Here is a 13,860-nt window from a genome sequence, read left to right as displayed (position 1 = left end):
CCCGTCCAATTCCCGAGATTCCCGCGACGACGGCTCGCTCCGGCTAGCCTTCTGAGCGTGGGTGGGGGCCCTGGGGTCGGCGCAACGCCGAACGTCCGAACGAGGCCGCGTGCATACGTGGGCCTCGCTGCAGCTGTCGGCTTCGCCCTGCTCTTCACGTGCTCGGCGCTGATCACGCACCGGATCGAGCTCTTCGGGTCGGGGTTCAACGGGCTGTGGCCGGCGGGCGGACTCCCGATCGTCTGGCTGATGGTCCGCGGCGCCACCGTGGTGTCGATCGACAGCGTCCTGCTGCTCGCGGCCGCCTTCGCCGCCAACCTGGTCGCCGGCGGCGAGACCGAGCTGGCGGCGGCCTTCGCGGTGGCGAACTTCGCGCAGTCCTGGGCCGCGGTCATGCTCCTGCGGCGCTGGTGCGGCGACCTGTGGGGGTGCGGCGGGGACCGCCCGATCGCCCGACCGCGCGACGTCGCCCGGCTGGGCGCCGCGCTGGGCGTCGCGACGCTCATCGGTACGACGCTGGCCACCGCCGCGATCGTCCTCCTGCCCGGCGTGGACGGCAGCTTCGACCCCGTCGCGAGCGGGCTCTGGACCGGCCGCAACTTCGCGAGCGCGCTGGTCGTGGTCGCCCTCGCCATCCTGATCGGCTACCGGGTCACCAGCCCGCCGCCGCGGCCGTCGCTGCGCGGAGCGGACGGGGGGCAGCTCGAGCTCCTGGTCGCCGTGCTCTTCACGATCACGACGTACGGGCTGGCCTTCAGCCTGGTCGAGCTGCCGCTGGCCTTCCCGCTGCTGGCGGCGAGCGTGTGGTTCGGCGCCCGCTTCTCGACGCTGCTGAGCGCCGCGCACTCCTGCGTCGTGGGCCTGGTGACGGGCCTGCTGACGCTCAACGACATCGGCCCGTTCGCGAACGTCGCCGACACCGACCTCGGTTTCATGATCGCCCAGTTCTACGTCGCCACGATCGCCCTCACCGGTCTGGCGATCGCCACCGGTCGCGACGAGCGCCAGGCGCTCGCCACCGACCTGCGTCAGGCGCAGGAGGAGGCGGGATACGAGGTGAGCATGCGCGCGGCCGTGATCGGCTCGATGATCGAGGGGGTCCTGGTCGTCGACGAGGCCGGCGACCTGCTGGTGCACAACCCGGCCGCCGCCCGGATCCTGGGCCTGGGCGACGAGCTCGACACCGAGTCCCAGTTCGCGCTGAGCAGCTGGACCCTCGACGGCCAGGAGCTGGCCGAGGACGAGCGCCCGACCTCCCGTGCGCTGCGCGGCGAGACCGTCGAGTCCGAGCTGGTCCTGGTCCGGGTCGCGGACGTCGGCGAGCGGGTGCTGACGATCTCGGCGATCCCGCTGCCCCGCGACGAGGTGCAGCACCGGGCGCGTGCACTGCTGCTGCTGCGCGACACGACGACCGAGCACGCCCACCGCGAGGAGCTCGCGGCGTTCGCGGGCGTGGTCGCGCACGACCTGCGCAACCCGCTGGCCGCCATCGACGGATGGACCGAGATGATCGCCGACGAGCTGGACGCCGGTGAGCTGGACACCCAGCTCGCTCGCGAGTTCGTCTCCCGCGTGCGGTCCTCGTCGCGGCGGATGCGAGAGCTGATCCGTGACCTCCTGGCCCATGCGACCAGCAGCTCTCGCGACCTGGACGTCAGCCGGGTCGAGGTGACCGCGCTGGCGACCGAGGTCGCCGCCGCCCGGCACGCGAGCGGCCAGGTGAGCGCCGAGCCGGTGCCGCCGGTGCTCGCGGACCCGGTCCTGGTCCGACAGGTGCTCGACAACCTGATCGGCAACGCGATCAAGTACGTCGCGCCGGGCGAGGAGCCCAAGATCGTCGTCCAGGGCTGTCGCAGCGATGCCCGCCTGGTCACCGTCGAGGTGGTCGACCACGGCATCGGCATTCCGGAGCAGGACCGGGAGAAGGTCTTCGACGAGTTCCACCGGGCGCACTACCGCGAGTACGAAGGCAGCGGGCTCGGGCTCTCGATCGTGCGGCGGATCGTGATCCGCCACGGCGGAACCATCCAGGCGGTGCCCAACCCGGCCGGCCAGGGCTCGGTGTTCCGGTTCACCCTCCCGGCGTACGAGGCCTGACGCTCCGGGCGCCTCACCCGCGCGGAGTTTCATCCCTACGGGTGAGCCGGTGCGCGTCGCCGGGCAGCATGCTGATCGCGCTCCGGTGGCCGCACCGGTCCTCCCGTCTCGGGGGAGGGGACCGGGTGCGGCCGCCGGTGTCCAGGCCAGCAGCTCGTCAGGCGGCGGTCGGTGGCGAGCGGAAGTTGCCGGTCCACATCCGGCCGCTCCACAGCTCCCACCGGTCGGCGCGGTGCGGTGAGGGGTAGCTGCCCGGAGGCAGCACGGTGAGGTCCGGTGTCGCGACCGGGAGCCCGGACCGGCGGTCGCAGACCCAGGTCCCCGAGCAGTCCCATCGCACCCGGATCGCCCCGTTGCGCCACGGCCGCAGGGAGGCCATCCAGAAGGTGCCCTCGTCGAGGACCAGCGTCGTGTAGCCCGCGCCGATCTCGGCCACGAACCGGTCGCCGACCCTGCCGAGCAGCCACCACAGCGTGACGAGGAACCCGCTCCCGCCGGCGGCGATGGCCAGCCACGCCGCGGTGGCGGTCACGCCCGCCTTGCCGGCGACGACGCCCAGGGTGACGAAGGCGGCGAAACCACCGATGGTGACGCTGGTCCAGCGCGCCATCAGGGTGCCCGCCGGAGTCCCCGGCAGCGGCTCCGGCGGCCGGGTGGCGACGCGCGGCAGCAGGCCACGCGACCGCGCCTCGGCGTACCCCGGAACCTGCGCAGGACCGGGCGCGGTCCGCGCCATCAGCGGGTGACGACGTAGGCGTCCGAGGTGTCGCTGCCCCTCTGGTCGAGCACCACGATGCCGTTGACCCTGACGATCAGGTGCCAGCTGAGGTCCGGGTCGTCGCAGGAGCTCCAGTTGACGACCTGGATCGTGTAGTCGCCGCTGGGCGCCTGGCCCGCCGGCCAGTAGACGTTCTCGGTCGGGCGCACCAGCACCGTCTCGCAGCCCGCGTTGGCGTCGAGGTCGAGCGCGCCGCCGGACTCCGACGTCTCGTGCCCGTAGTAGATCTCCTCGCCCGACGGGTCGGTGACGTGCAGGTCGAGGTCCGCGGCGCTGTTCCAGGTCAGCGTGGCCTGAACGTCACCGGTGCCGGCGATGGGCTCCTTCTCGCAGTCGGTGGGGAAGTACCACGGGTCGTGCCAGTTGTGCGTGTAGTTGAGGGCGTCGGGGTGCCAGCTGGCGGACCAGGTGAACTTGCCCGCCCACGCCTTGGCCTCCAGGCCCGCCCCGACCTCCAGGCGGGACTGGAAGCTCACGCATCCCGCGGGGTTGGTGGGGGAGGCCGCGCCGATGACCTTCAGCTCGCTGACGAGCGGGTTGAAGTAGCCGTTCACGCCGGCGACGGCCCCCGCAAGGTCGGTCCCGACGCCCGGGCCGATGGTCAGGGAGCCGCCGAGCTTGACCGTCACGGCACCGCTGGGGCCGATCATCGTGGGCGCCGTGACTCGCCCGTCGTTGATCGGGCCGCTGGCGAAGGCGGGGCCGAGACCGATCTGTCCCTTGGCCCAGAAGCCGTTGGTGATCGTCGCCTGGACGTCGTGCAGCTTGACCGCGCCGGAGACGCTGACCTCGACGGTGGGCTCCAGCACCATGGTGATCGGCACCGGGTAGGCCGACAGCTGCTTGACCACCTTCGTCAGCGGCAGCGCGCAGGCGACCGAGAACTCGGTCTCGAGATCCATCTGGACCCCGGTCTCCAGCGCGACGCTGAAGTCGAACGTGGCCGCGTAGGGGATGCCCCACTTGTCCTTGATCCCCGAGTTCCAGTGCCCCTTCGGCCGCAGGATCGGCCGGAGCGCCGACAGTTGGTGGGAGAGTGAGGTCTGGAGGCACGACTCCCGGCGTTGCAGCCGCTGGCGCTGACCGTCCTTGCCGCTGGGCTGCTGGGCGAGGGCGGCGTTGTACGACGCGACCCGCGCTCGCGCGACGGCGGGATCCGTGACGGCGGAGAGCTCGATCGGCTCCTCGGTGATCGCGCGCTGGAGGTCGAGGCTGGCGAAGACGTCCGCGAGCCCGCCGGGGGACAGGGCGACGCTGCGCCCGTCGGCCGAGACGGAGGCGACGGTGCCGAGGAATCCGCCGGGCAGGGCCGCCGACGGGGGCAGCACGAAGCCGGCGCCGACCGGCGGCGTCGGCCGGCCGGGTGCCAGCCGGACACTCGCCACGCCACCCGACACCGTGACGGTGTCTCGGTCGCTGCCGAGCACCGCCGCGGGTGCCAGGGAGTACGACGGCGTCGACCCGTCGGCCGTGGGCACGCCGACGGTGACGGCGTCACGGACCCAGCCCCCGTGCTTCCGCTTGGCGAACAGCGCGTAGCTGTAGGTCGCGCCCGGGGTCAGGTGATCGGTCGCCCGGTTCTTGCGAACGCCGACCCGCTTGCCGGCGTGCCTGCTCCGTGGGGCCACGCTGCCCGCGGCGCGACGCAGCACCACCTTCGCCTTGCCGGACGCGCGCCAGGTCAGCCCGACCGACTCGGCGGAGAGGGAGGTCGTCGTGAGCCCGAGCGAGCGGACCTTGCGGAGCTTGATCCGCAGCGGTCCGGTCCGGCCGTGGGCCGAGACCCTGATCCTCGAGCGGTGCGGCGCCGCGGCGTACGTGACGCCCTTGAGCACGACGTCGTCGACCTTGACCCGGTATCGGCCCGGCGCCAGCCTGGTCCGGACCTTCGCGGAGGTGCCCGCCGCGGTCTTGCGTACGACGGTCCTGGTCTTGCCGACCAGCCGCACGCTGGCCGGGACTCCCCGCGGAGTCGTGAGGACGACGGTGACCTTCGCGCGGCGCGGCTTGGCCGCCTGCTCCGCGCTCGCCGAGCCCGAGGCCGCCGAGCCCGAGGATGCTGGAGCGGCGCTGGCTTCCCCTGTCCCGCCGAGCGGACCGGCGGCGAGCGCCAGCGTCGTGGCGGCGACCACCAAGGAACGAGTGAGACGAGACACGTGAATTCCCCCGTTGTGCGTCGTCCACGGCTGTGGACCCGCCGCATGCTAGCGACGGCAGGGGCGCCTCCGGGCGGTTTCTCCAGACCGGGTGCCCCACCTCGGCCGGTGCGGTCGCGGCGGGCGCGGGCGGGTCGTCAGGCGGCTTCGGTCGAGAGGCCCGGCAGCAGGTGCCCGCGGGTGTCGCAGCCGTGCTCGCAGGCGCCGTGCGTGGGCATCCAGACCGCGGCCTCGTCGGGCCGCGCCGGGTCGGCAAGGCCCTCGTAGGTCACCACCATCGACCGCCGCCCGCACGCGGGGCACCGGGTGACCTCGCAGCTGAGGAACTGGGCGTCCATGACGGGGGGATACCCGTCCGGACCACCCGCGACACCTCCCGCCCGGTATCGGTCCGGTCGGTCAGCGCCCGCCGGGCGGCGCCGTGGAGCCCCGCTCGACCAGGGACGTGGGCAGCAGCACCGACCGGGCCGAGCGGTCGGTGCCGTGGAGCGCCTCGAGGAGCAGGCGGGCCGCGTCGGTCCCGATCTGGGTGTTCGGCACCGAGACCGTGGTGAGAGGCGGGCGCAGCTTGTCCAGGAACGGCATGTCGTTGAATCCCACGATGCTCAGCTCGTCGGGACAGTCGATCCGGCGCTCGGCGCACACGTCGTAGCAGCCGAGGGCGATCAGGTCGTTGCCGGCGACCACCGCGGTGACGCCCTCGGTGCCGTCGAGCAGTTGGCGCAGGCCGGCGGCGCCGGCGCCCTCGGTCCACTGCGTGCAGGTGACCATCAGCTCGGGTCCGTGGTCCAGCCCGAGCTCGCGCACCGCTCCGCCGAACGCGCGTGCCCGGGCGACGCCGGTGGAGGTGGTGGCCGGGCCGGCCACGTGGGCGATCCGCCGATGGCCGAGCTGCGCGAGATGCCGGACGGCGAGCTCGATGCCCGCCGCGTCGTCGGGCCCGACGTACGGCGCCTCGATCCCTTCGGCGCGCCGGTTCACCATCACCATCGGAATGTCGCTGCGCTGCAGCTCCTCGAGCAGGGGATGGTGGACCAGTGCGGTGGCGATGACCAGGCCTTCGACCTGGCGCGATCGGAGCGACTCGACGAGCGTCCGCTCCCGTTCCGGGTCGCCGTCGGTGTTGACGATCAGCGCGGTGTAGCCGGCCTCCTCGAGGGCGTCCTCGACACCGCGGACGATCGGCGGGAAGAGTGGGTTGGTGAGGTCGGGGATGACCAGCCCGATGGTGGCCGACTTCGCGGTCTTCAGCCCGCGCGCGATCGGGTTGGGGCGGTAGCCGAGCTGCTCGGCCACCCGCAGCACGCGGCGGGCCGTCTCCGCGTTGACCAGCGCCCTGGTGTTGGCGTTCAGTGCACGGGAGGCGGTGGCCGGGTGCACGCCGGCGGCGTCGGCCACGTCTCGCAGGGTCGGATTCGGCACAGCACGGATCCTAGGGCCCACCGGTGTGGGTGCGTCGCGGCCGCCGGCCGGCGCCGGGTGCGTCGCGGGTATCCGCCGGGTCGCGCTCCATGTCAGCAATAGTAGCCTACTCTGCATTCGATTGCAGCCGTCAGGGGCTCGGGAGTACAGGGCTTGACAACCGGCTTGAGAAGCACCACGCTGCAAGCGTTTGCAGTCCGACTCGACCATCACGGAGGCAGGTACACATGAGCACCCCCGATCTTCCCAGCGAGCTCACGGTCGGCTGGATCGGTACGGGACGGATGGGCGCGGCGATGGCCGGACGGCTGGCCCGGGCGGGCTACGACGTGACGGCCTGGAACCGGACCCGAGCGAAGGCCGAGCCGTTGATGGAGCTCGGCGCGCAGGTCGCCGACACCATCGCCGACCTGCGCGGCCGCGACGTCGTCTTCACGATGGTCTCCGCGCCCGCCGACCTCGAGCAGGTCCTGGTCGGGGAGGGCGGGCTGCTCGTCGGCGACGGCGAGGTGCCCGGGGTGGTGGTCGACTGCTCCACGGTGTCGACCGAGTCCTCGGCGGCGATGCGGGCGGCCTGCGCCGAGCGTGGCGTCGCGTTCCTGGCGGCGCCGGTCAGCGGCAACGGCAAGGTCGTCCGGGCGGGGATGCTCAGCATCGTCGTCTCCGGTCCCGAGGAGACCTATCAGCGGGTCCAGCCCCTGCTGGACTGCCTGGGCCTGGGGTCGACGTACGTCGGCGACGGCGACGTCTCCCGGCTGGTGAAGATCGCGCACAACCTGATGCTGGGTGTGGTCACCCAGTGCATGGCCGAGATCACCGTGCTGTGCGAGAAGGGCGGCGTTCCCCGGCACGCGTTCCTGGAGTTCCTCAACAACTCGGTGATGGGATCGACCTTCACCCGCTACAAGACCCCGGCGTTCGTGAACCTCGACTACACCCCGACGTTCACCCCGGTGCTGCTGCGCAAGGACTTCGACCTGGGGGCCGCCGCGGCCCACGAGCTCGACGTGCCGATGCCGATCTGCGCCGCCACTGCCGCCGCGGTGCAGACCAGCGTCAGCCAGGACCGCAACACCGAGGACTTCGCGATCCTGCTGGACGTCCAGGCCGCCAACTCCGGGATCACGCTGGTCTCCGAGAACGTCGAGGTGGACGACGGACTGTCGGCCGCCGACCGGGTGGGCTGATATGGCAGTCCAGCTCGGGGGCCGCCCACTGCCGGCCCCCGGTCACGGTGGTGTCGACTACGAGGAGCGCGTCGACTTCCAGCGCCTGCGGGCCTACCGGCTCTCGCGGGCACGGGCGGCGCTGGAGAGTAGCGAGTGCGGCGCGTTCCTGCTGTTCGACTTCTACAACATCCGCTACACCACACAGACGTGGATCGGCGGCGCCCTCGGCGACAAGATGATCCGGTACGCGCTGCTGACCCGTGGTCAGGAGCCGATGCTGTGGGACTTCGGCTCCGCCGTGAAGCACCACCAGCTGCACTCGCCGTGGCTGCCGACCGAGCACAACCGGCCCGGGTTCCTGGGCTTCCGCGGCGCGGTGGCACCCACCGTGGGTCTGATGACCCAGGCGGTCGCGGAGATCAAGTCGCTCCTGATGGAGGCGGGCGTCGCGGGCCTCCCGGTCGGCGTGGACATCGTCGAGCCGCCGTTCCTGTTCGAGATGCAGCGACAGGGCCTGACGGTCGTCGACTGCCAGCAGCTGATGCTCGACGCCCGGGTGATCAAGAGCGCCGACGAGATCATGCTGCTCAGCCAGGCGGCCGCCATGGTCGACGGCGTCTACCAGGACATCTACGAGGCGCTGAAGCCCGGCGTGCGGGAGAACGAGATCGTCGCGCTGGCCAACAAGCGGCTCTACGAGATGGGCTCGGACCAGGTGGAGGCGGTCAACGCGATCTCGGGGGAGCGGTGCAACCCGCACCCGCACAACTTCACCGACCGGGTGATCCGCCCCGGTGACCAGGCGTTCTTCGACATCATCCACTCCTTCAACGGCTACCGGACCTGCTACTACCGGACCTTCGCCGTGGGCCGGTCCACGCCTGCCCAGCGCGACGCCTACCAGCAGGCGCGGGAGTGGATGGACCGGGGCATCGACGGGATCAAGGCCGGGGTGGGCACCGACCAGGTGGCCGCACTGCTGCCCAAGGCGGAGGACTTCGGCTTCCCCGACGAGCTGTCCGCGTTCGGGCTGCAGTTCGCGCACGGGCTCGGCCTCGGCCTCCACGAGCGGCCGATCATCTCGCGGCTGAACTCGATGAAGGAGCCGCTCGAGCTGCAGGTCGGCATGGTCTTCGCCCTGGAGACCTACTGCCCGGCCTCCGACGGCTTCTCGGCGGCGCGGATCGAGGAGGAGATCGTGGTGACCGAGGACGGTCCCCAGGTGCTCACCCTGTTCCCGGCCGACGAGCTCGTCGTCGCCAACCGCTACTGACCCCCCACCACCGCAGCCAGAACCACGCGAACGGACTCGAGAGCCGCCATGCCACTAGACATCCCCGACCTCCCCCTCGACCTGTGGATCGACGGCAAGCCCACCCCGGCTTCCGACGACCGGCGCTTCGACGTCGCCGACCCCGCCACCGGAGCGGTGCTCGCCGCCGTCTCCGACGGCTCGGTCGAGGACGGTCTCGCCGCCGTCGCCGCCGCGGAGGCCGCCGCGGCGGCCTGGGCGGCGACCGCACCGCGGGAGCGGGCGGAGGTGTTGCGCCGTGCCTTCCTGCTGATGCAGGAGCGGAGCGAGGAGCTGGCCAGGCTGATCTCGCTCGAGAACGGCAAGGCGCTCGTCGACGCCCGGGGCGAGGTGGCGTACGCCGCGGAGTTCTTCCGGTGGTACGGCGAGGAGGCCGTGCGGATCCTCGGCACGGTGGCCACGGCGCCGTCGGGCCAGAACCGGATCCTGGTCGTCCATCAGCCGGTCGGCGTCGCGGTGCTGGTCACGCCGTGGAACTTCCCGGCGGCGATGGCGACCCGGAAGATCGGCCCGGCGCTCGCGGCGGGCTGCACGGTCGTCCTCAAGCCGGCCAGCGACACCCCGCTCACCGCTCTGCTGGTCGCCAGGATCCTCGCCGATGCGGGGGTCCCGCCCGGGGTCGTGAACGTGGTCCCGGCCCGCCGGTCCGGCGCGGTCGTGTCGGCGATGCTGCACCACCCGTCGGTGCGCAAGCTGTCGTTCACCGGCAGTACCGAGGTCGGCCGGATCCTGCTGCGGGAGGCCGCCGACCAGGTCGTGAACTGCTCGATGGAGCTGGGTGGCAACGCGCCGTTCCTGGTCTTCGAGGACGCCGACCTCGATGCCGCGGTCGCGGGCGCGATGGTGGCGAAGATGCGGAACGCCGGTGAGGCCTGCACGGCCGCCAACCGGCTCTACGTCCATGCCGACGTGGCCGGGGAGTTCTCGCGCCGGCTCGCGGAGCGGATGTCGGAGCTCAGGGTCGGGCCCGGTACCGCCGCGGAGACCGACGTCGGGCCCCTGGTCAACGCCGACGCCGTCGACAAGGTCGACGAGCTGGTGCGGTCGGCGGTCGCCGAAGGAGCTCGGGTGGTCGTCGGCGGCGACCGACCCGATCGGGTCGGCAGCTACTTCAACCCGACCGTGCTGAACGACGTCCCGCCGTCCGCGGCGATCCTGCGCGAGGAGATCTTCGGGCCGGTCGCGCCGATCGTGACCTTCACCGAGGAGGCGGAGGCGATCCGGTTGGCGAACGACACCGAGTACGGCCTGGTGTCCTACGTCTACACCGACGACCTGGCGCGCGGCCTGCGGGTCAGCGAGGCGCTGGACTCGGGCATGGTCGGGCTCAACCGGGGCCTGGTCTCCGACCCGGCGGCTCCCTTCGGCGGCACCAAGCAGTCCGGCATCGGGCGCGAGGGCGGGCACGAGGGGATGCTGGACTACCTGGAGTCCAAGTACATCGCGGTCAGCTGGTAGCCGGCACCCGACCTAGGCGTCGAACAGGTCCGGGTACCGGGCCAGCTCGATCCGGGTGCGCCGGATGTGCCCCTCCAGGGTGCGCTCGGCGTCGACCGAGTCGCCGCGCGCGATCGCGTCGAGGAGCAGTCGGTGCTCGGCGTTCACCACCCACATCCGGCTCCGGCCGCCGCGGGCGACGTACGCCCGGCGATAGGGCTGGGTGGAGTTCCACAGGCGCTGCACCATCGACGTCAGCGGATCGAGCCGGCAGCCGCGGTAGGAGTGCAGGTGGAACTCCCGGTCGAGCTCGAGGAACCGCTCGAGGTCGTCGTTCTCCTCGATCTCCTGCTGGATCTCCTCGAGCCGGGAGGTGTCGGTGTCGTCGAGTCGGGGGATGCTCTCGGCCAGCGCGAGCGGCTCGAGCCGCTCGCGCATGCGGTAGACGCCGTCGACCTCGTGGGCGGTGAGCCGGGGCACCCGGGCGCCCTTGTGGGGCTCGTGCTCGGTGAGCCCCTCGGCCTCGAGCATGCGCAGGGCCTCGCGCACGGGCAGCCGGCTGGCGCCGAACCGTGAGGCGATCTCCTCCTGCCGGATCCGGTCGCCGGGCTTGAGCTCTCCGCTCAGGATCGCGGTGCGCAGATAGTCGGCGACCCGCGTGCTGCTCGCCTCAGTCACGACGCGACTCCTCCTGTTCTCGGTCCCACTTCTTCCCGGCGGGATAGGAGACCAGCTCGAACTGCATGCCCCAGGGTGCCAGGAAGTAGATCCACCGGTTGCCCTCGGCCGGGCCGCGACTCGCCGTCGGCCCGGCGAACACCTCGACACCGGCGCGCACCAGGTGGTCGATCGCGGCGTCGAGGTCCTCGACGTACAGGGCGACGTGGTGACCGCCGACGTCGCTGTTGCGAGGGATCGCGTCACGCTGGTCGGGCGTGGCATAGGCGAACACCTCGAAGACCGCCTGCTCGCCGCAGCGGTACCACCGGTTCACCATCTCCGCGCGTGGATGCACGGCGAGGTGCGTGGTCATCCAGTCGCCGTCGTCGCGGAACGGGCCGAGTGTGTACAGGTACTCGCAGCCGAGGACGTCCACCAGGAAGTCGTGGGCCTGGTCGAGGTCGGGGACGGTGAAGCCGACGTGGTCGAGTCGGCGGAGGCCGGGAAGTCCCATTGTACGCTCCTTGGATCCAATCCGGAAGTTCTGTTGAGACACGTCCGCGAGAAGCGCGGATCAATCCCTTGATTTCGGATCCAATCTGTACCACAGTGAGTGCTCGCAGTCACAGCATGAGAGGGCATCTGATGGCGGAGCACCGTCGGCTGGAGCCGGCTTCACCCTGGGTCGAGACCGTGGTCACCCAGGCGGACTGGGACCGGGCGGACCCGGGGCTGATGCGCACGATGTACGCGCACCTGGTCTGGATCCGGACCTTCGAGCAGTACGTGCTCGACCTCGCGGCGAGCGGGTTGATCCACGGTCCGGCGCACTCGAGCATCGGCCAGGAGGGCGGCGCGGTCGGCTCGGTGCTGGCGCTGACCAGTGCGGACCTGGTCAACGGCTCCCACCGCGGGCACCACCAGTTCCTGGCCAAGGCGCTGCACCACCTGCAGCCGGACGGGATCGATCCTCTCGCGGTGCCCTCGGCGCAGCTGCGCGACGTGCTGCTGCGCACCCTGGCCGAGATCTGCGGGCTGGAGCGGGGCTGGAGCCACGGCCGCGGCGGATCGATGCACCTGCAGTGGAAGGACGCCGGTGCGATGGGCACCAACGCCATCGTCGGCGGCGGCGTACCCCAGGCGGCCGGCTTCGCCTGGTCGCACCGGCACGCCGGCACCGATGCCGTCTCGGTCACCTACTTCGGTGACGGTGCGGTCAACATCGGATCCACGCTGGAGACCATGAACCTGGCGGCGGCCTGGCGGCTGCCGGTCTGCTTCTTCATCGAGAACAACCAGTACGCCGTGTCCACCTCGGTCCGGGAGGCGACCGCCGAGCCGCGGCTCTCCGCTCGCGGGCTCGCCTTCAACATCCCGAGCTGGCGGGTCGACGGGATGGACCCGCTCGCGACCAACCTGGCGATGAGCGAGGCGGTCGCGCACATGCGACAGGGTGGCGGCCCGACCGTGGTCGAGGCGGACACCTATCGCTTCTTCCACCAGAACGGCGGCTTCGCGGGGAGCGCCTTCGGCTATCGCGACAAGACCGAGGAGCAGGCCTGGCGGAACCGCGACCCGCTCGTCCAGACCGCCGCGCATCTCGAGCGACGGGGCATCATGACCGCCGAGGAGACCGCCACGGCCCTCGCCCAGGCGAAGGCCACGATGGCCGAGATCGGCGCCGTCCTGGTCGAGCCCGTTCCGGGCGGTCGGCCCGGGCAACGACAGATCAAGGCCGGCGAGTGGCCCGACGCGGCGTTCGCCGACGTGGGGGTGCGCGGCGACCTCGGCGAGCTGGACGGTCAGCGGGTCGTGCCCGCCGACGGGTTCGCGGTGCCGGTCGAGGAGATGCGGTTCATCGACGCGGTCGCCGGGGTGATGGCGCGCCGGATGGAGACCGACGCGCGGGTCGTGGTGATGGGGGAGGACGTCCACCGGCTCAACGGCGGCACCAACGGCGCGACCCGGGGCCTGACCGAGCGCTTCCCCGACCGCGTGCTGGGCACGCCGATCAGCGAGAACGCGTTCGCGGGCCTGGCCGGCGGCATCGCGATCGACGGCCGGTACCGACCGGTCGTGGAGTTCATGTACGCCGACTTCATGTGGGTCGCGGCCGACCAGCTGTTCAACCAGATCGGCAAGGCGCGTCACATGTTCGGCGGCACCGACGGCGTGCCGCTGGTGCTGCGCAGCAAGGTCGCGATGGGCACCGGCTACGGGTCGCAGCACTCGATGGACCCCGCCGGCGTGATGGCCACCGCGCCGGGCTGGCGGATCGTCGCGCCCAGCACGCCGTACGACTACGTCGGCCTGGTGAACGCCGCGCTGCAGTGTGACGACCCGGTCGTCGTCCTCGAGCACGTCGACCTCTACCAGTCGAGTGGCCCGGGTCCGGTCGACGACTACGACTACGTGCTCCCGGTCGGCCGGGCGCAGGTACGCCGCGAGGGCGCGGACCTGACCGTCCTGACCTATCTGGGCATGACGCCGTTCGTGCTCGGCGCGGTCGAGGAGCACGGTGGCGTCGACGCCGAGGTCATCGACCTGCGCTGGCTGGACCGCGCGTCGGTGGACTGGGAGACGATCGAGGCCAGCCTGGCCAAGACGAACCGGCTGCTGATCGCCGAGCAGGGCGCGATCGGCACGTCGTACGGCGGCTGGCTGGCCGACGAGATCCACCGGCGATTCTTCGACCTGCTCGACGCGCCGGTGTGGCGGGTCACCGGCGGCGAGGCGTCGCCGAGCATCAGCAAGGTGCTCGAACGGGCCGCGATCGCCCAGCAGGCCGAGGTCGTGGCGATGCTCGACGAGATCGCGAGGTACTGAGGA

The 13,860-nt window shown here is 71.8% G+C and carries 11 protein-coding genes; 5 read left to right on the top strand and 6 right to left on the bottom strand.

Features of this window, described 5'->3' with window-relative positions:
* Positions 1-117 precede the first annotated feature (117 nt).
* A complete protein-coding gene (locus KM427_RS15420; protein ID WP_215524432.1) occupies positions 118-2,097 on the top strand; it encodes a sensor histidine kinase in 1,980 nt (659 codons plus the stop codon).
* 157 nt (positions 2,098-2,254) lie between these two features.
* On the opposite strand, the gene KM427_RS15415 is transcribed toward KM427_RS15420, so the two are convergent.
* The 4 genes from KM427_RS15415 to KM427_RS15400 all read right to left on the bottom strand — a co-directional run bounded on the left by KM427_RS15415 (position 2,255) and on the right by KM427_RS15400 (position 6,453).
* Positions 2,255-2,833, bottom strand: a complete 579-nt coding sequence (locus KM427_RS15415) for a hypothetical protein (RefSeq protein WP_215524431.1) — start codon at positions 2,831-2,833, stop codon at positions 2,255-2,257.
* Positions 2,833-5,007 carry a YfaP family protein gene (locus KM427_RS15410; protein ID WP_502887159.1) on the bottom strand — a complete coding sequence of 725 codons (2,175 nt, stop codon included), beginning with the start codon at positions 5,005-5,007 and terminating at the stop codon, positions 2,833-2,835. Before KM427_RS15410 ends, KM427_RS15415 begins: the two co-directional genes overlap by 1 nt.
* Positions 5,008-5,168: 161 nt before the next feature.
* The gene (locus tag KM427_RS15405; RefSeq protein ID WP_183594207.1) at positions 5,169-5,369 is read right to left on the bottom strand and encodes a hypothetical protein; all 201 of its coding nucleotides are present in this window, start codon (positions 5,367-5,369) and stop codon (positions 5,169-5,171) included.
* Between the two features lie 61 nt (positions 5,370-5,430).
* Positions 5,431-6,453, bottom strand: a complete 1,023-nt coding sequence (locus KM427_RS15400) for a LacI family DNA-binding transcriptional regulator (protein WP_252274550.1) — start codon at positions 6,451-6,453, stop codon at positions 5,431-5,433.
* A gap of 227 nt (positions 6,454-6,680) precedes the next feature.
* Between KM427_RS15400 and KM427_RS15395 the strand changes: the two genes are divergently transcribed.
* The 3 genes from KM427_RS15395 to KM427_RS15385 are packed head-to-tail and all read left to right on the top strand — an operon-like array spanning position 6,681 to position 10,392.
* Positions 6,681-7,640, top strand: a complete 960-nt coding sequence (locus KM427_RS15395; RefSeq protein WP_215524429.1) for an NAD(P)-dependent oxidoreductase — start codon at positions 6,681-6,683, stop codon at positions 7,638-7,640.
* 1 nt (position 7,641) lies between these two features.
* A complete protein-coding gene (locus KM427_RS15390) occupies positions 7,642-8,895 on the top strand; it encodes a M24 family metallopeptidase (protein WP_215524428.1) in 1,254 nt (417 codons plus the stop codon).
* 48 nt (positions 8,896-8,943) lie between these two features.
* Positions 8,944-10,392, top strand: a complete 1,449-nt coding sequence (locus tag KM427_RS15385; RefSeq protein WP_215524427.1) for an NAD-dependent succinate-semialdehyde dehydrogenase — start codon at positions 8,944-8,946, stop codon at positions 10,390-10,392.
* 12 nt (positions 10,393-10,404) lie between these two features.
* Here the strand turns inward: KM427_RS15385 and KM427_RS15380 are convergent, their stop codons facing one another.
* Together KM427_RS15380 and KM427_RS15375 are read right to left on the bottom strand one after the other, a co-directional pair.
* Positions 10,405-11,049 carry a GntR family transcriptional regulator gene (locus KM427_RS15380; RefSeq protein WP_215524426.1) on the bottom strand — a complete coding sequence of 215 codons (645 nt, stop codon included), beginning with the start codon at positions 11,047-11,049 and terminating at the stop codon, positions 10,405-10,407.
* A complete protein-coding gene (locus KM427_RS15375) occupies positions 11,042-11,545 on the bottom strand; it encodes a VOC family protein (RefSeq protein ID WP_183594212.1) in 504 nt (167 codons plus the stop codon). Before KM427_RS15375 ends, KM427_RS15380 begins: the two co-directional genes overlap by 8 nt.
* Positions 11,546-11,676: 131 nt before the next feature.
* Between KM427_RS15375 and KM427_RS15370 the strand changes: the two genes are divergently transcribed.
* The gene (locus tag KM427_RS15370) at positions 11,677-13,857 is read left to right on the top strand and encodes a dehydrogenase E1 component subunit alpha/beta (protein WP_215524425.1); all 2,181 of its coding nucleotides are present in this window, start codon (positions 11,677-11,679) and stop codon (positions 13,855-13,857) included.
* Positions 13,858-13,860 lie beyond the last annotated feature (3 nt).

It is taken from the genome of Nocardioides sp. LMS-CY (genome assembly GCF_018732145.1).
Taxonomy (GTDB): domain Bacteria; phylum Actinomycetota; class Actinomycetes; order Propionibacteriales; family Nocardioidaceae; genus Nocardioides; species Nocardioides soli.
Note: the sequence above shows the minus strand (reverse complement) of the source record. Positions and strands in the feature narration are given on the sequence as shown.